Below are 17,530 nucleotides of genomic sequence, written 5' to 3'. Positions count from 1 at the left end.
GGGACGTTGGCGGCAACCTTGCCGCCGGTCCGGCTCAGCTGCCGAAAGCGGCCTGCATTCGGGCCGGATCGGGGTGCTCGATCACCCCTCGCTCGGTGACGATGGCATCGATCAGTGCCCCCGGGGTGACGTCGAACACCGGGTTCCAGGCATGGATGCCCTCGGCCACGGTCCGCACCCCGCCCACGCCGAACAGCTCGCCGGGATCGCGCTGTTCGATCTCGATCTGATCGCCATCGCTGGTGGCCATGTCCACCGTCGACGACGGCGCCACCACCATGAACTTGACCCCATGGTGGCGTGCGGCAATGGCCAGCTGATAGGTGCCGATCTTGTTGGCGGTATCGCCGTTGGCGCAGATGCGGTCCGCACCGACGATCACCCATTGCACAAGGCCGGATTTCATCAGATGCGCGGCCGCCGAATCGGCGATCAGGGTGGCATCGATGCCGTCCTGCTGCAGTTCCCACACGGTCAGGCGCGCGCCCTGCAGCCACGGGCGGGTTTCGCCGGCGAACACCTTGGCGATGCGTTGCTGCGCCATGCCGGCGCGAATCACGCCCAGCGCAGTGCCGAAACCGGCGGTGGCCAGCGAGCCGGTATTGCAGTGGGTCAGCACGCCGCTACCCGGCGCGATCAGCCCGGCACCGAGCGCGCCCATGTGACGATTGGCGGCCAGGTCTTCATCGGCGATGGCCTGTGCCTCGCGCGCAATCACCTCGCGCCAGTCGGCACCGGTCGCGCCCAGCACGCGACGCATGCGCATCAATGCCCAGGCCAGGTTGACCGCGGTCGGGCGCGCAGCATTGAGCCGCAACAGCGCCGGTTCGAGTTTCTGCAGTGCCGCACTGCCATCGTCGGCAGCGATGTCGCGCGCCGCCAACACCACGCCCCACCCGGCTGCGATACCGATTGCCGGCGCACCACGCACGGCAAGCGAATGGATGGCCTCGGCCACCGCATCGCTGCTCTGGCAGCGCACATGCTCCACCACGAAAGGCAACTTGCGTTGGTCAAGCAATTCCAGGGCATCGCCGGTCCACAACAGCGGACGGATGTGGTCGTAGCGGGCGTAATCGATATGGGCGCTGTCGTTCATGCGTCTATTGTAAGGCGCAGGGGCGGTGCAGTCAGTGGGCCGTCAATGGGCAGCTCGCAGCGCGCACGGCGATGCGTAAGCGCAAACGCCCGGTTGGTTGAGGGCGCGGTGCCCTCGCCGCTCGCGGGACACGCCGTGAACCCGTCCATGGGGGCTCGGTGGCGGCATCCATGCCGCCAACGGTCCCGCAATCGGCGAGGACACCGCACCAGACAGTTGGCTAGTGGTTTATTGAAGAACGAGGGCAGCGCGTCGCTGTCTGCCGATTGCTTGTTGCAAACCACGCACGCCGACCATCTCGACTGGTCCTTGCCCGCCCAGCGTCGCGGGATCTTACGCGGCGTGGACGGCGTGACAGCTTGCGAGGACGTACCTTCAGCACGTGCCGGGATGGTGGGCGGGCAAGGACGCTGCGACCAAACCACAGATCAGCGCGCTACGGCGCAAGCCGACATCCCGCTCAATACTTAGGCCGACACCCAACGGGCTTGTCAGCCGCTCAGTCGACGATGAACTCGGCGCGGCAACCGTCGTTGACCCACACCCCGTCGCGGCTCCAGCCCCAGGTCTGGCCCTCCACGCACGGCGTTCGGGATATCTGCCGGCCCAGGCGCACCTTGCGCTCCACCGACACCCCGCAGGTGCGGCGCGTGCTCTTCTTCGATTCGCAGGTGACCATGCGCGGCACCGCCACGAACCCGGAGCCATCTTCGGCACCGACCTCGAACTCGCCGTCGCAACCGCGCGACACCCAGATTTCGTTACGGCGCGTTCCCCAGGTGCGGCCTTCCTTGCACGGCCACATCGAGCGCTGGCGCAGCAGGCGTACCGGCGCGCCGCGCAGCACCACCGGGCACGCAACCTTGCCGCCATTGGAATCGCAGCGCACCACCCGCCGCATCAAGGTAGCCGCAGGCGCAGCGGTGGCGAATTCGGCACGGCAGCCCTGCTCCACCCACACACCGTCGCGGTCGACATCCCATTCGCTGCCGCGGATGCAGCTGGTTTCGGAGAGCTGACGGACCAGCTGCACGCCGCTGGCGACATCCATCGCGCAGTGCACGCGGGCCAGGTCCTTGGATTCGCAACGCACCACGCCCGAGCCCCGCTCGGCGGCACGCGCATCAGCGAGCATCAGCAGCGGCAGGCACCACAAACCGCATAAGCTGATCAGCCACTTCATGCCAACAATCCTCACCCGAAACGATCGACGTCGCGCCCCCGTGGACGTGAAGATGAGAGCATCATCGATGTGAAGATGGCAATACGGCGGCGATGACAACCGGATGGCAGCGTCACGCCATCGTGGTGGTCGCACTGCCGGGTGCGGGCGGTATTGCTTGCATGCAGTGAGTTGCACCGATTGGATCTATGCCGTGATCGGTGCTGGCCCACTGCGGCCTACAGCGACGCGACAACTGCATTCCCATAGTGAATCAGGAGCGGCCAAGAACGCCTGGCAAGTCGTCGTCAGGTGGGCATGAACAGTGCGCTCGAACCGGAGTGACGCGCGCAACGGGCACTACGTACCGCGCCGAGTACCGCCTACACCCGCCTGGCGATGCGCGTAGCCAGTTCATTGGCCGCTCTCGGTGCCTGTTACGCCGCCACTGCCTGCCAACGCATCAGGCGCGCGCGAAGTCGAATGCCAGCACGTCGGCAATCTGCGTAGTGCCGCGCAAGGCCATCAATAGCCGATCCACTCCCACCGCCACGCCGGCGCAATCGGGCAGCTGCGACAACACCGCCAGCAGGTGCTCATCCAGCGGCAGCTGCGGCAAGCCGCGCGCCGCACGCACGCTGTTGTCGCGGATGAAGCGGGCCCGTTGCTCCCGGGCGTCGTTCAATTCGTGGTAGCCGTTGGCCACTTCATAGGCGCCCAGATACAGCTCGAAGCGCTCGGCCACCGGCGGGCTGTCGTGACGGATCCGCGCCAGCGCGCATTGGCTGGCGGGCCAGTCGTGCACCACGGTCAAGGTATCGCTGGCAAAGCCCGGCTGGAGGCGATGGGTCATCAACAGGTCCAGCCAATCGTCGCGCGTCAGTCCCTGCGGATCGATGGCGACGTCATGCAGTACTGCACGCAGCGTGTCGACCGGGTCCAGCAAGGGGTCGATGCCCAGGCGTTGCACGAACAGCTCGCGATAGCTGAGCACCTGTACCGTCGCTTGGCGCTGCACCAGGGCCAGGGCGCGCTGGACCAGCGCGATGGCTTCCTGGGCCAGGGCGCGGTCGTCCCAGCCCACCCGATACCACTCGAGCATGCTGAATTCCGGATTGTGCCGGCCGCCGGCTTCGCCATTGCGAAACACGCGTCCCAGTTCGTAACAATCGCCCAGGCCGGCTGCGAGCAATCGCTTGAGCGGATATTCCGGCGAGGTGCGCAGCCAGCGCACCGGCGCGCCGGCATCCACGTGCCCGCTGAAGCAGGTGCTGAAGCTGTCGATGTTCGGTTCGGTGTTGCCGGCCTGCGACAGCACCGGCGTCTCCACTTCCAGCACGTCGCGCTCGGCAAAGAACGCGCGAATCGCGGCATTGAGCTGCGCGCGCAGTTGCAGCGCGGCCAGATCCAGTTGCACTGCCGTCATGGCTGTTGACCGTGCTCGCCCAGGAAGGCCAGCAGCCGTGCTTCGTCCCAGATTTCCACACCCAGCGATTGCGCCTTGTCGAGTTTGGAACCGGCCTCTTCGCCAGCCACCAGGAACGCGGTTTTCTTGGAGACGCTGCCGGCGACCTTGGCGCCCAAGGCTTCGAGCCGCTGCTTGGCGGCATCGCGCGTCAATGCGGCCAGGGTGCCGGTGATCACCACGGTCTGCCCGTCCAGTGGACCGGACTGCACGGCCTCGGCTTCCGGCAGGCGTGCCAGCACTGTTTCCATCGCCTGCTGCGCCGATGTGGCGAGTGCCGCGTTTTCGGGGCGATTCAGCCATTGCAGCAGCGCGGCGACCACCGGTGCGGGCACGCCGGCCTGCAACAAGGCGTCGCTGCCGGCAGTACGCAGCGCATCGAACGACGGCACCGCTGCCGCCAGTTGCTGGGCGCGCACCGGCGTCACCTTGGGAATGTCCATGTCTTCCAGCACGCTGGCAAAACTCAGGGCATCGCGCAGCTTGGGCGATGGCGGATGTGCATCGCCGATGCGCACACCACGTTGCAGCAAGTCGTCGATGGCCTGCTGATTGCCCGGCTGATCGAGAAAGTGCCCGAGCGAACGAGCTACTTCGCCACCGATATCGGGCACGCGCTTGAACAGCGGCCACGGCAGATGGCGGATCAGCTCAAGATCGCCGAACCAGGCCGACAAGGCCTTGGCGGTGCTCTCGCCCACATGCTCGATGCCCAGCGCGAACAGGAAACGTTCCAGCGTGGTGTCGCGCGATGTTTCGATCGCCTCGATCAGGTTCTCGGCCCATTTGGTGGCGATCTTGCGGCGGTTCCAATCGAAGCTCGGCAGCCCCGCACGCAGCAGGTCGGCCTGCCAGCTCTGCGGCGCCTCGCGCTCGCCGGCCAGATCCACGCCGATGCTCGCCACGGTGGCTTCCAGCTGCGCATACGCACCGGTTGCCAGATGCTCACGCGCCTCACGCAAGAACGCATGCGGGCTGTCGGCGGTGCTGATCAGGCGCAATTGCAGCAGTTGATCGACGCTGAGCAGATACAGATCGGCCACACCCTGCACCAGCCCGCTATCGACCAGCACTTCGATGAATTTTTCGCCCAGGCCATCGACATCCATCGCGCGGCGCGAGACGAAATGCCGAAACGCTTCCTTGCGCTGCGCCGGGCAAGTCAACTCGCCCGAGCAGCGCCACACCGCCTGGCCTTCTTCGCGCACGATCTCCGACCCGCACACCGGGCATTGGGTGGGCATGCGCCATTCCTGCGTGCCCGGCGGGCGCTGATCGGCGACCACACCGGCCACTTCGGGAATCACATCGCCGGCACGGCGCACGATCACCGTATCGCCCACGCGCACATCCAGCCGCGCGATCTGGTCGGCGTTGTGCAAGGTCGCGTTGGTGACGATCACGCCCGCCACATGCACCGGCTTCAGTCGCGCCACCGGCGTGGCCGCACCGGTACGGCCGATCTGGATCTCGATCGCCTCCACCGTGGTGGATTGCTCCTGGGCCGGGAACTTGTGCGCGATCGCCCAGCGCGGTGCGCGCGAGACAAAGCCCATCTCGCGCTGCCCGGCCAGATCGTCGAGCTTGTAGACCACGCCGTCGATATCGAAAGCCAGCCCGTCGCGCGCCGCTCCGATGCGTTGGTAGTACGCCAACAGGCCGTCGCCGCCCTGCACCACCTCCACCAGCTGGCTGACCGGAAACCCCCAGTCGCGCAGCTGCGCCAGGATGGCCGAATGCGTCTGCGGCAAGGCACCGTCGCGCACCTCGCCCACGCCATAGGCAAAAAAGCTCAGCGGACGCTGCGCGGTGATGCGCGCGTCCAGCTGCCGGAGCGAGCCGGCCGCGCCATTGCGCGGATTGGCCAGCACCTTGCCGCCTTGCGCGCGCATCTGCGCGTTGTACGCCTCGAACGCGACGCGCGGCATGTAGACCTCGCCGCGCACCTCCAGCACCTTCGGCCAGCCCTGCCCGCGCAGGCGCAACGGAATCGCCTTGACGGTGCGCAGATTGGCGCTGACATCCTCGCCGGTGGCGCCGTCGCCACGGGTCGCACCCTGCACGAATTCGCCGTCTTCGTAGCGCAGGCTGATCGCCAGGCCATCGAGCTTGGGTTCGGCCGAGAACACCGGTTGTTTGAGCTCCAGCCGCTCGCTGATGCGCCGGACGAACTCGTTCACTTCCTCGTCGCTGAAGGCATTGCCCAACGACAACATCGGCATGGCATGCCGCACCTCGGCAAAGCGCGACGCGGCCAGATGGCCCACCCGTTGCGTTGGCGAATCGGCACTGGCCAGTGCCGGGTGCTCGGCTTCCAGCGCCTCCAGCTCACGCATCAGGCGGTCGTAATCGACGTCGGCCATCTGCGGCTCGTCGAGCACGTGATAGCGGTAGTTCGCGTCTTCGATTCGACGACGCAAGGCGTCGATGCGCTGAACGGGATCCGGGCTGACAGTCATACTATCGCTGGGCTGGCACTGGGCCGCCCATTCTAACGGGCCGTGCCGATGCGCAAGCGATGGTGGGCGTGACCGCGACGCCCGACATGCCCTCCCTCACTGGATGGACCGATGCAGGCAACCGCAAGGCCGGAGGCGATGGCGCTGCTGGAGCGCGGGGCACAGCCGGCCAGCAAACCCGCCAGGAAGTGCCAGAGCGCAGCCGGCCCCGATGGGCTTTGTGGACCAACGGCCTCGCCCGCTGACGGCCGACAGCCTACCGCCCGGGGATTTCCCGATAGGCAGACCGGCACAAACCCGCTAGCGTGGCGCCCTCTTCGCCGCCCCATCTGGAGCTCACCCGTGTCGTTGCCCGTCTCGCGCCGTTCGTTTCTCAGCCTTGCCACCACTGGCGTGGCGGTCTCCGCATTGGGGCTGGCACCCGCGGCCGAGGCGGCCCGCAAGCGCGCTGCCGCTCCGGCAGCGCCTGGCGTGGCCGCGGCGGCCGGCACGGTGTACCTCAATCTCAACGAGCACCCGCTTGGGCCCGCTCCGGCCGCGCTGGATGCCGCAACGCGGTCGTTGGCGCGGTCGGGCCGCTACCTGCTGGAGATGGAGCAGGACCTGCGCAATCTGATGACCGGCGAACTGCAGCTGCCCAACGACCATCTGGCGTTGTTTGCCGGCTCCAGGGATGCGCTCAACCGCGCCAGCAACCTGTTCACCTCGGCGCGCGCCGGCCTGGTGGTGGCAGACCCGAGCTTCGACCCGGTGATCGACAGCGCCACTGCGCGCGGCGTCGCGGTGCGCAAGGTGCCGCTGCGGGCCGACGGCGCCCACGACGTCAAGGCGATGGCCAAGGCCGACCCGACCGCCGGCATGATCTATCTGTGCAACCCCGGCAACGCCACCGGCAGCATCACCCCGCGCAGCGACATCGAATGGCTGCTGGCCAACAAGCCGGCCAGCGCGGTGCTGGTGGTCGATGAGGCATACATCCACTACAGCAACGAGCCGTCGGTGGTCGATCTGGTGCGTCAGCGCCAGGATCTGATCGTGTTGCGCAGCTTCTCCAAACTCTACGGCATGGCCGGTCTGCGCCTGGGTGCGGCGCTGGCCCCGCCGGGCCTGCAGACCAAGCTCGCCAGCTTCGGCAGCAACCCGCTGCCGGTCCCGGCGATGGCCGCCGGCATCGCCAGCCTGCGCGATCCGCAGCTGGTGCAGACCCGGCGCGCCGACAACGCGCGCGTGCGCGATGAGACCGTCGCCTGGCTCAAGAGCAAGGGCTACACCTGCCTGCCCACGCAAGCGAACTGCTTCATGCTGGACGTCAAGCGCGACGCCGGCGTGTTTGCCGATTCGATGCAGAAGCAGGGCGTGATCGTCGGCCGCAGCTGGCCGATCTGGCCCAAGCGCGTGCGCGTGAGCGTCGGCACCGAGGCGGAGATGGTGCGGTTCCGCGAGGCGTTCACCAAAGCCAAGCGCTGAGCACTGAGCATTGCGTGGTCATTCCTTCTCCCTTCGGGAGCAGGTATCCCGAAGGGGCGCATGAGGGTGCGCCTCGAAGATCTGCCAACACATGTCATGACAAACGCGTCGCCACGCGCCGTCAACAGTGAATCAGCAACTGCGCCATTGCTTCGCTCCGTGCCCGCACCCCTGCCCCGCGCCCCGGCCCGCGCTTGCGGCGCGAAAGCCGTGCTTGCTCGTCCCGCAGGGAGAGGTGCGTTAGAGCTACCGATCCAACGCCTCGCGCTGCGGTGTGCGCAGCGTGTGCCGGATCCAGCAATAACTGATCACAAAGGTCAGCACCATCGAGCCGGCATTCCACAGCAGTAGCTCACGCAACAGCGGCGGGCCTTGCAGGATATGCGCGTAATAGCGGCGATCCAGCAGCGCGATCGCATGCGGCAGGAACACGCTGATGAAGGGCGTCGGCACCGGGGCAACCAGCAAGGTGATGGCAGCGGCAAAGCTGCCCTCCACCCACGGCGAGTTGCGCGGGCGTTTGCGCAGGCGCGCGGTGATCAACGAAAAGATCCACAACAGCGGCATTGCCAGAATCGTCCACAGCACCAGCAGCAATGCCACTGCCAGCATGCCCTGCAGACTCAACATCGCTCAACTCACCAGCGCGGGGATTTGGTCAGCGGCGGTGCCTGGTGCTGACGATCGTAGGCGCGCAGTTCGTCGCGGATATGCGCCACGCGCTGACGGCCCAGCGCATTGCGGCTGTCATCCAGTACCACGCCGTCCAGCAACTCGGCCATGCGTTGTACTGTTGGCAACATCTTTTCCCAGGCATCCAGCGCGGTCATCGGCGCCGGCAGGGTCAGGAAAAACGCGATCGCCGGCGTCTGCATCTCGCGGATGTTGGCCATGTCGAAACTGCCCGGCTTGAGGATACTGGCCATGCTGAAGATCGGCCCGCGTTCCGGATGCCCTTCCACCAAGCGGTGGAACACATTCATATGGCCGAACACCAGGCCGGTCTTTTCCGCAGCAACCACCACATCTTCGCCACGCAGGATCTGACCTGCCTTGGCCGCCACGAACAGCGACACAATTTTGTCGAAGTCCTGATTCGGGCGCTTGCCGACGTCGTTGCCGCCGGCCGCGTCCTGCTCGCCCAGGTCGAGCTCGCTCTGTTCGGTGCCGCCTTCGCTGCGCTCGAACGCGTCTGCGTCAACCCCCGCATCGCCGGAAATCACCGGCTCGCGGCGTTCGCGCAGCTGGCTCTCGTCCTTGTCGACGCGACGTCCCTGCGGCGACTTCTTCGGGCGGCCGAACAGAAAAATTGCAGCGACCAGCAGCACTCCCGCGATCAGGATCCCGATCCGGATCATGGCCATGTCGGACATTCAGCGTGCCTCCGCATAAGAGTGACAGGTGTCGATATTCCGACAAGCATGGCACGTCATGCCGCACCCGCCAAACGTGCGGCTTCTTCCAGGTCCACGCTGACCAGGCGGCTGACGCCTGGCTCGCGCATGGTCACGCCGGACAACTGGCGCGCCGCTTCCATGGTCGCCTTGTTGTGGCTGACGAACAGGAACTGCACCTTCTCGCTCATCTCGCGCACCATGTTGGCCAGGCGGCCAACATTGGCTTCGTCCAGCGGCGCGTCCACCTCGTCCAGCAGGCAGAACGGCGCCGGATTGAGCTGGAAGATCGCAAACACCAGCGCCACCGCGGTCATCGCCTTTTCGCCGCCGGACAGCAGCGAAATGCTGGACACGCGCTTGCCGGGCGGGCGCGCCATGATGGTCACGCCGGTATCGAGCAGGTCTTCGCCGGTGAGTTCCAGGTATGCGTGGCCGCCGCCGAACAGGCGCGGATACAGCGCCTGCACGCCCGAGTTGACGCGATCAAAGGTGTCCTTGAACCGGCCACGGGTTTCGCGGTCGATCTTGCGGATGGCTTCTTCCAGCGTTTCCAGTGCGGTGTTGAGGTCCAGGTTCTGCGCGTCCAGATATTCCGAACGCTGCGCGGCCTCGCCGTATTCCTGGATCGCCGCGAGGTTCACCGGCTCCAGGCGCCGCATGCGGCCGTCGATCTGGTTCACCGCCGCTTCCCATTCGGCCACGTTGGCGGACTCGGACAGGCCGTTGACCACGTCTTCGAGCACGAAGCCGGCCTTGACCACTGCGGCAGACAACTGTTCGGCGTTGAGCACCAGCGCCTGTTGATCGAGCTTGCGCTGGTTGATGCGCTCGCGCTGCGCCAGCGCCTGTTCGTCGCGCTGCTGGCGGGTCTGCTCGAAGCTGCGCAGCTCGCCGTCGATGCTGTCGAGCAGCGTGCGCGTTTCGCTGAGCACACGCTCGGTGCGGACGCGCTCGCTGAGCGCGGCCTGATGTTCGTGCTCCAGCGTTTCCACCGGCGAATCGCCATCGCTGAGCTGGGCGACCAGATCCTCCAGACGCGTGTCCAGCTGGCCGCGCTGGCTGTCCATTCGCTCCAGGGTCTGGCTGAGCGAGGTGATCTGGGTGCGCTGCGATTCCAGCGTGAGCGCCAGTGCATGCATCGCATCGCGCACGCCGCGTGCGGCATCGCGGGCCTGGTCGCGGCCATCGGTGAGCTGGCGGCGTTCGTCTTCCAGCGCCTGACGCGTGCCTTGCAGGTCGCCCATCAAGGTGACCGCGTCTTCAAGTTTCGCACGTGCCTCGCGGGCCTGTTCGCGGCTGGTGTCCAGCGTTTCCAGCAACTGCGACAGCTCGTTTTCGATGCGCTCGATGCGCGTACGCGCGGCATCGACCTTGCCCTGCTGGCTCTGCAACTGGCCGGCCAGTTCCGACACGCTGCGGTGCGCCATGTACAGCTGGCGCTGCGCATCTTCGCGCTGCTGTTCGGCCGCCAGCAGCTGCTCGCGGAAGCTGCCCAGGCGCTGCTCGAGTTCGGCTTCGCGCTCCTGCAGCGTTTCGATCTGCGCACGCAGCTCCTGGATTTCGCGCTCGCGCAGCAAGGCGCCCTGCTTGGCCGCGCCGGAGCGCGATACGCGCACCCAACCCTCGCCCAAGCGCTCGCCGTTGCGGGTAATGACCGAGTCGCCTTCCGGCAACGAGGCCTGCAACGCGCGTGCGGCCTGCAGATCGTCGGCGGCGTGCAGACGCGCCAGCAGGCGACGAATCGCGATCGGCCCCTGTACTTTCGCCGCCAACGAGGTCGGTGCGAAGGTGGCGGCATCGGTGGCACTGGACACCAGCGCGATACGGCCCTCGCCCAACTCGCCCAGCGCGTCGACCAGCTGCTCGGGCGCATCCACCAGCACGCCTTCGATCAACTGCCCCAGCGCGCTTTCGACGGTATTTTCCCAGCCGCTTTCCACCGTGATGCGCTCGCCCACGCGCGCCGCCGAATCCAGCCCGCGCGACTTCAGCCACGCCACCGCCGCGCCCTGTTCCTGGCCAAGGGCGGCCTGTTGCAGGGTTTCCAGCGACGACAGCCGGCCACGCGCGGCCTGCGCCTGCTTGCGCACCTCGGCCAGCTCGCCCTGGCTGGCTCGCTGCTGTTCCTGCAGCCCGCCAAGTGCGTGCTTGCGCGCCTCGACCTGCTCGGTCAGCCCGTCCAGCGACGTCTTTTGCGTCTCATGGCGCAGCTCGATCTGCTCGAACGCCTCGGCCAGCGCGTCCAGATCCAGCCCGGCACGTTCGTTGACCAACGCTTCGCGGCGGCGGTCGGCTTCCAGCGACTGGCGGTCCAGGTAATCGACACGCGTACGCTCCACCTCGCCGGCGCGCGAGGCTTCGCCGGTGTCGCGGTTATGGGTTTCCCAGCGTTGCTGCCAGTCGGCCAGCCGCGCTTCGGCTTCGCGCAGTGATTCCTGGCGGAACTCATGGTCTTCGCGCAGCTGTTCCAGCTGCGGCTCGGCCGCATCCACGGCCTCGCGCAACACCGCCAGTTTTGCCGAGTCGCCGCTGATGTGCTGGGTCAGTTCCTGCAACTGGCTTTGCGCCTCGTCGCGCGCCTTGTGCAGGCGATGCGAGAGTTCGCGCTGGTGCTGGATCTGCTGCTCGATGCGCGCCAGCGCGCTGCCCACCTGGTACACATCGGCCTGCGCCTTGGCCACCGCTTCGGCGGCTTCTTCGCGACGCACGCGCCCGGTTTCGATCCGCGCCTCGGCATCGCGCTGGTCGGCGATCAGCTGCTGCAGGCGGGTCTCTTCCTGGTTCAATTTTTCGCGCAGGCCCTGCAATTGCCCATCCAGGCCGCGGTATTCCAGCGCCTTCCACTCGGCATCCTTGATCCGGCGTTCTTCCTGCAAGGCCTGGTACTGCTCGGCCTGGCGCGCCTGGCGCTGCAGATGCGCCAGCTGCTTGGTGATTTCCTCACGCAGGTCGCCCAGGCGATCGAGGTTTTCGCGGGTATGCCGGATGCGCGTTTCGGTTTCCTTGCGGCGCTCCTTGTACTTGGAAATGCCGGCGGCTTCTTCCAGATACACGCGCAGGTCTTCCGGGCGCGCCTCGATGATCTGGCTGATCATGCCCTGCTCGATGATCGAGTAGCTGCGCGGCCCCAGGCCGGTGCCCAGGAACAGGTCGGTGATGTCGCGGCGCCGGCACTTGGTGCCGTTGAGGTAGTAGGCGCTGTTGCCGTCGCGACTGACCAGGCGCTTGACCGATATCTCGTTGAACGAGGCAAACTCGCCGCTGATGGTGTGATCGGAATTGTCGAAGATCAGCTCCACCGTCGCCTGCGACACCGGCTTGCGCGCCGATGAGCCGGAGAAGATCACGTCGGTCAGCGAGTCGCCACGCAGGCGGCTGGCCGAACTTTCGCCCATCACCCAGCGCACCGCGTCGATGATGTTGGACTTGCCGCAGCCGTTGGGACCGACGATGCCGGTCATGTTGGTGGGCAGGTGCAACGTGGTCGGGTCGACGAACGACTTGAAACCGGACAGCTTGATCGTGGACAGGCGCATGGAAACAGGGATCTCGGTCAACGGCGCGGGGCACGCCATCGGGTCGGGGTTGCAACGGCGTCGCGCTGGCCGACAGGACGCCAGCAACACGGGCCACGCGAACGATTGGCGTTGAGTATAACGGCCGGGCACGGCGGACACCGGCAGGCCCGCCAGCGCCGGTGTCCGGAGGCTGCGTCGATTCAGACCCTGGGCTGTGCCTGGCCCCTTGCCGGCAACCCGACCACCTCCCGCAAAACGGCCCGCAACGACGCCTGAAACACCGCCGCATGGTGCAGCGCAGGGAACTGGCGGTAACGCACATCCAGACCCGGCAGGACCATCAGGCGCCGGGCAAGCTGCCATGCCGCATCGGCCGGCGCGCCCTGGATCGCGGCCAGCAGCGCAGCGCGATCGGGGTCATCGCGGCAGCGCGCATCGATCTGCCCGGCCCGCTCCGCGCCGCCAAGAAACAGCCACAGCCGCGCGACATGACGCAGGCCGCGCGCGACCAGCGCGTGTTCGGGCGTGCCCAGCAGGGCGCCCTGTCCCCACCAGAGCGACGGACTGGCGGCCGCAAAATCGGTAAACCAGCCCTGGTCGACATACAGCGCGTGCAGGACGAACAGGCCGGCCAGCGAGTGACCCCACAGCGCCTGCCGCCTGCCATCCAGTCGTACGCGCTGCGCCAGCGCGGGCACCGCCTTTTGCAGCAGCGCAGCGTGCAGCACCTGCGCGCCGCCGCCCACCCGCCCTGCGGCGGCACCGGGCGCGGCAAGGAATGGATGATCGGCCGGCTGGAACGTGTAGTGGCGGGCACGGGTGGGCAAGTCGATCAGCAGCGCATGGTCCGCGTCGACAAAGACCAGCACCGGCAGGCGCGCCAGCCGCCACAGCGTCACAGGATCGAACAGGCCCAGCGCCCGGTTGCCGTCCAGCATCCACAGCGCCGGAGCGCCACGCCTGGGTGTTGCCGCGTGCGGAATCGCAAAACGGATGCGCCAGCGACAGGCGTCATCGTCGCCAACCGGCACGCTGACGCTGCCGAAGCGATACCCGCGCGCCAATGGCGAACGCGCGCTTGCCAGCGCCGCACCCAGCCGCAACCGATCCGTGCCGGGTGGTTGCGCATTGATTCCGCGCGATGTCGTCGGGCTCATCGGTCGCGGCTCGCCACCGCCGTACAGCGCTTGAGAACGATCGGCAGCATGCCGCGCCCGAACGCACAACGGGCGCCCTGAGGCGCCCGTTGTTGTTGTCGCAAGCGAACTGTTCCCTAAGGTCAGCTTCGCTTAGATGCCACTGACCAGGATCAGGCGTCGGATTCGACGATGACCTTGACGGTGGTTTCCACATCGGCGTGCAGGTGCAGCACAACGTCGTACTCGCCGACATTGCGGAATGCGCCTTCGCCCAGGATCACTTCGCTCTTTTCCAGCGGCAGGCCGGCGGCGGTGAACGCCTCGGCGATATCGCGCGGACCGACCGAGCCGTACAGCTTGCCTTCGGTCGACGCGTGCGCACCGATGGTGACGCTGGCGCCTTCAAACTTGGTGGCGCGGCTCTGCGCATCGGCCAGGATGGTGTTGGCCTTGGCTTCGTACTCGGCGCGCTTGGTTTCGAACGCTTCGACGTTGGCAGCGGTGGCCGGGACGGCCTTGCCCTGCGGCACGAGGAAGTTACGGCCGTAGCCCGGCTTGACGCTGACCTTGTCGCCCAGATTGCCCAGGTTGGTCACTTTCTGCAGAAGAATCAGATCCATGGTGGTGCTCCGTTATTCGTTAGCGCCGGCGCTTTGGCCGACGCAACGTTTGCTGTCCGAAAAGACGGGATTCGGGAATCGGGATTTGGGAATCGCAAAAGCACGATCAACACCGCATCTCGAATGACCGGCCTCTAATTTTTTAAACAGCCCGCACATGGATGTGCGGGCTCTTGTGAGGGACTCACATCAACGACTCGGATTAAACGTCGTGGTTGTCCGTGTACGGGATCAGCGCCAGGAAACGCGAGCGCTTGACGGCCGTGGCCAGCTGACGCTGGTACTTGGACTTGGTACCGGTCACGCGGCTCGGCACGATCTTGCCGTTCTCGGTGAGGTACTGGCGCAGGGTGTTGAGATCCTTGTAATCGATCTCCTTGACACCCTCGGCGGTGAACTTGCAGAACTTGCGACGACGGAAGAACTTGGACATGACAGCGCTCCTTAAGCGGCTTCGGCGTTGTCGCCGTCGGTATCGGTGGCAGCGGGGGCTTCGCCCTCTTCATCGTCACGACGACGACGCTCGCTACGCTCGGGCTTGTCGCCCTTCTCGTCCTTGCTCTTCATGATCAGCGACTGCTCGGTGTCCGGGCCATCGCGCTTGACGACCAGGTGACGCAGCACCGCATCGTTGAAGCGGAAGCTTTCCACCAGCTCGCTCAGCACGGCCTGGTCGACTTCGATGTTGAGCAGCACGTAGTGCGCCTTCACCAGGTTCTGGATCGGGTAGGCCAGCTGACGACGGCCCCAGTCTTCCAGACGGTGGATGGTGCCGTTACCGCCCTCGATCAGCGACTTGTAGCGCTCGATCATGGCCGGGACCTGCTCGCTCTGATCCGGGTGGACCAGGAACACGACTTCGTAATGACGACTCATGTTGTATTACCTTTCGGATGTGGCCACGTGGGCCGGACAGCTCCCCGGTGACCCGCACAAGGCGGCCGGTGGAGCAAGGGTTCCCGCCCGGAACCGGGCAGGAAGCAGGAAAGTATGGCAGTTCAGGCGTTTAGCCGCAACCAGGCCGTGCCAGCGGCCGAGCCGACGAACAGGACATCTGCGCGACGACTGCTTGAGCCCCTCTCCCGCCGGGAGAGGGGTTGGGGTGAGGGTTCGGAGGCGAAGCCCCTCCGCAGAATTCGACCGCGCGAGGCTTCGCCCGTACCCTCATCCGCCCTTCGGGCACCTTCTCCCGAGGGGAGAAGGGACCTCCAGGGAAATTTGGCTTAGCCGGGCTCAGCGATGCTCGGCTTCGGTGGTGAAGCTTTCCCCGCATCCGCATTCGGCAGTCGCATTGGGATTGCTGAAGGTGAAGGTCTCGCTGAGGCCGTGCTTGCCGAAATCGATGCAGGTGCCGTCGACCAGCGGCAGGCTGGTGGGGTCCACGAAGATGCGCACCCCGTCCTGCTCGAATACCGCATCGTCATCGCGCTTCTCGCGCGCCAGGTCGGTGATGTGGCCCCAGCCCGAACAACCGGTCTTGGTCACACCAAAGCGCAGACCCAGCGTCCCCGGGGTCTGCTGCACGAAACGCTGCACGCGCTCCAGCGCGGCGGGGGTGAGGCTGATGGCCATGGGCGTGCTCCAGAAACGATGGTGAAACGATGACGGCAAGTATAGCGAGGCTGCAAGAACCAAGGACTGCACCCGCCGATACGACGTGCTCTCCAGATGGGGCCATGCCGAGCCTTCGACAAGCGCGACCACCCGCAAGCGGTTCAGGCGCTCGCGCCAGCGCGCCCGCAGCCAGTAAACTCGCAGGCCATTCAAGGTCGCTACGGCGAGGAAAAGTCATGACGGTGGTCAGCGTTGAACATGCGCTTGCGGGCAAGCTCCCCGAAGGCGGCGAAGTCACGGTACGGGGGTGGGTGCGCACACTGCGCGGATCTGCCGGACTGGCCTTCATCAACGTGACCGATGGCTCGTGCTTCGCTCCGATCCAGGTGGTGGCCAACGACACCCTGCCCAACTTCGACGAGATCAAGCGCTTGACCAGCGGCTGCTCGCTGATCGCCAAGGGCGTGCTGGTGAAGTCGCAGGGCAAGGGCCAGTCGTTCGAGATCCAGGCCAGCGCTGTGGAAATCGTCGGTTGGGTGGAAGACCCGCTGACCTACCCCATCCAGCCCAAGCCGATGTCGCCGGAGTTCCTGCGCGAAGTGGCGCATCTGCGCCCGCGCACCAACCTGTTCGGCGCGGTCACCCGTATCCGCAACTGCCTGGCGCAGGCGGTGCACCGCTTTTTCCACCAGAACGGCTTCAACTGGATCAGCACCCCGATCATCACCACCTCCGATGCCGAAGGCGCCGGGCAGATGTTCCGCGTCTCTACGCTGGACATGGTCAACCTGCCGCGCGATGCCAGCGGCGCGGTGGATTTCAGCCGCGACTTCTTCGGCAAGGAAACCTTCCTGACCGTGTCCGGCCAGCTCAACGTGGAGGCGTACTGCCTGGCGCTGAGCAAGGTCTACACCTTCGGCCCGACCTTCCGTGCCGAGAACAGCCACACCACACGCCATCTGGCCGAGTTCTGGATGATCGAGCCGGAAATCGCCTTCGCCGACCTGGCCGAAGACGCGCGCCTGGCCGAGCAGTTCCTCAAGTACCTGTTCCGCGCCGTGCTGGACGAGCGAGGCGACGATCTGGCCTTCCTGGCCGAGCGCGTGGACAAGAACGCAATCAGCAAGCTGGAGGCCTTCATCAATGCGCCGTTCGAGCAGATCGACTACACCGAGGCGGTGAAGCTGCTGCAGAACTCGGGCAAGAAGTTCGACTTCCCGGTCGAATGGGGCCTGGACCTGCAGACCGAGCACGAGCGCTGGCTGACCGAGGAACATATCGGCCGCCCGGTGGTGGTGACCAACTACCCCGAGCACATCAAGGCCTTCTACATGCGCCTGAACGACGACGGCAAGACCGTCGCAGCGATGGACGTGCTGGCGCCGGGCATCGGCGAGATCATCGGCGGCAGCCAGCGCGAAGAGCGCCTGGATGTGCTGGATGCGCGCATGGCGCAGTTCGGCCTGGATCAGGAGCACTACAGCTGGTACCGCGATTTCCGTCGCTACGGCTCGGTGCCGCATGCCGGCTTCGGCTTAGGGTTCGAGCGCCTGGTGGTCTACGTTTGCGGGCTGAGCAACATCCGCGACGCCATTCCGTATCCGCGCGCACCGGGCAGCGCCGAGTTCTGATGTGAGCGAGCATGCGGCC

Annotated in this window: 14 protein-coding genes and 1 pseudogene; 2 read left to right on the top strand and 13 right to left on the bottom strand. The window is 66.3% G+C overall.

Translation table 11 applies throughout. From position 1 onward, the window contains the following. Positions 1-34 precede the first annotated feature (34 nt). The 5 genes and pseudogenes from mtnA to ligA all read right to left on the bottom strand — a co-directional run bounded on the left by mtnA (position 35) and on the right by ligA (position 6,185). A complete protein-coding gene (gene mtnA / locus FHY18_RS09690) occupies positions 35-1,099 on the bottom strand; it encodes an S-methyl-5-thioribose-1-phosphate isomerase (protein ID WP_259153752.1) in 1,065 nt (354 codons plus the stop codon). Between the two features lie 42 nt (positions 1,100-1,141). Next, positions 1,142-1,331 (bottom strand): annotated as a pseudogene (locus tag FHY18_RS22060) (hypothetical protein); the annotation flags it as partial. Positions 1,332-1,598: 267 nt separating this feature from the next. After that, positions 1,599-2,282: a DUF3011 domain-containing protein gene (locus FHY18_RS09685; RefSeq protein ID WP_259153751.1), complete on the bottom strand. Its 684-nt coding sequence runs from the start codon at positions 2,280-2,282 to the stop codon at positions 1,599-1,601. Positions 2,283-2,724: 442 nt separating this feature from the next. Further along, positions 2,725-3,687, bottom strand: coding sequence for an EF-P lysine aminoacylase EpmA (gene epmA, locus FHY18_RS09680; RefSeq protein WP_259153750.1), 963 nt, complete (start codon positions 3,685-3,687; stop codon positions 2,725-2,727). Next, positions 3,684-6,185, bottom strand: a complete 2,502-nt coding sequence (ligA, locus tag FHY18_RS09675) for an NAD-dependent DNA ligase LigA (RefSeq protein ID WP_259153748.1) — start codon at positions 6,183-6,185, stop codon at positions 3,684-3,686. Before ligA ends, epmA begins: the two co-directional genes overlap by 4 nt. Positions 6,186-6,527: 342 nt before the next feature. Between ligA and FHY18_RS09670 the strand changes: the two genes are divergently transcribed. After that, entirely contained in the window at positions 6,528-7,652 is a 1,125-nt protein-coding gene (locus FHY18_RS09670; RefSeq protein WP_259153747.1) for a pyridoxal phosphate-dependent aminotransferase, read from the top strand. Between the two features lie 246 nt (positions 7,653-7,898). Here the strand turns inward: FHY18_RS09670 and FHY18_RS09665 are convergent, their stop codons facing one another. The 8 genes from FHY18_RS09665 to FHY18_RS09630 all read right to left on the bottom strand — a co-directional run bounded on the left by FHY18_RS09665 (position 7,899) and on the right by FHY18_RS09630 (position 15,898). Beyond that, a complete protein-coding gene (locus FHY18_RS09665; RefSeq protein WP_259153746.1) occupies positions 7,899-8,282 on the bottom strand; it encodes a hypothetical protein in 384 nt (127 codons plus the stop codon). 8 nt (positions 8,283-8,290) lie between these two features. Next, positions 8,291-9,025 carry a cell division protein ZipA gene (zipA, locus tag FHY18_RS09660; RefSeq protein WP_259153745.1) on the bottom strand — a complete coding sequence of 245 codons (735 nt, stop codon included), beginning with the start codon at positions 9,023-9,025 and terminating at the stop codon, positions 8,291-8,293. A gap of 56 nt (positions 9,026-9,081) precedes the next feature. Then, a complete protein-coding gene (gene smc / locus FHY18_RS09655) occupies positions 9,082-12,585 on the bottom strand; it encodes a chromosome segregation protein SMC (RefSeq protein WP_259153743.1) in 3,504 nt (1,167 codons plus the stop codon). Positions 12,586-12,767: 182 nt separating this feature from the next. Next, positions 12,768-13,724: an alpha/beta hydrolase-fold protein gene (locus FHY18_RS09650; RefSeq protein ID WP_259153742.1), complete on the bottom strand. Its 957-nt coding sequence runs from the start codon at positions 13,722-13,724 to the stop codon at positions 12,768-12,770. 152 nt (positions 13,725-13,876) lie between these two features. Beyond that, positions 13,877-14,326: a 50S ribosomal protein L9 gene (gene rplI / locus FHY18_RS09645; RefSeq protein ID WP_005991240.1), complete on the bottom strand. Its 450-nt coding sequence runs from the start codon at positions 14,324-14,326 to the stop codon at positions 13,877-13,879. A 202-nt stretch (positions 14,327-14,528) separates the two neighbouring features. After that, complete coding sequence (rpsR, locus tag FHY18_RS09640) at positions 14,529-14,759, bottom strand: 30S ribosomal protein S18 (protein ID WP_005991243.1); 231 nt, start codon at positions 14,757-14,759, stop codon at positions 14,529-14,531. Positions 14,760-14,770: 11 nt separating this feature from the next. Next, on the bottom strand, positions 14,771-15,202 hold the full coding sequence (rpsF, locus tag FHY18_RS09635) for a 30S ribosomal protein S6 (RefSeq protein WP_039411444.1): 432 nt from the start codon (positions 15,200-15,202) through the stop codon (positions 14,771-14,773). Between the two features lie 357 nt (positions 15,203-15,559). Further along, on the bottom strand, positions 15,560-15,898 hold the full coding sequence (locus tag FHY18_RS09630) for an iron-sulfur cluster assembly accessory protein (protein WP_259153717.1): 339 nt from the start codon (positions 15,896-15,898) through the stop codon (positions 15,560-15,562). Between the two features lie 218 nt (positions 15,899-16,116). Here FHY18_RS09630 and asnS point away from each other — a divergent pair, with 218 nt between their 5' ends. Beyond that, a complete protein-coding gene (asnS, locus tag FHY18_RS09625) occupies positions 16,117-17,511 on the top strand; it encodes an asparagine--tRNA ligase (protein WP_259153716.1) in 1,395 nt (464 codons plus the stop codon). The last annotated feature ends 19 nt before the right edge of the window (positions 17,512-17,530 follow it).

This window comes from Xanthomonas sp. 3793, assembly GCF_024806835.1.
GTDB lineage: Bacteria > Pseudomonadota > Gammaproteobacteria > Xanthomonadales > Xanthomonadaceae > Xanthomonas > Xanthomonas arboricola_F.
The sequence above is the reverse complement of the archived record's forward strand: the minus strand, read 5'-3'. Positions and strand labels throughout refer to the sequence as shown.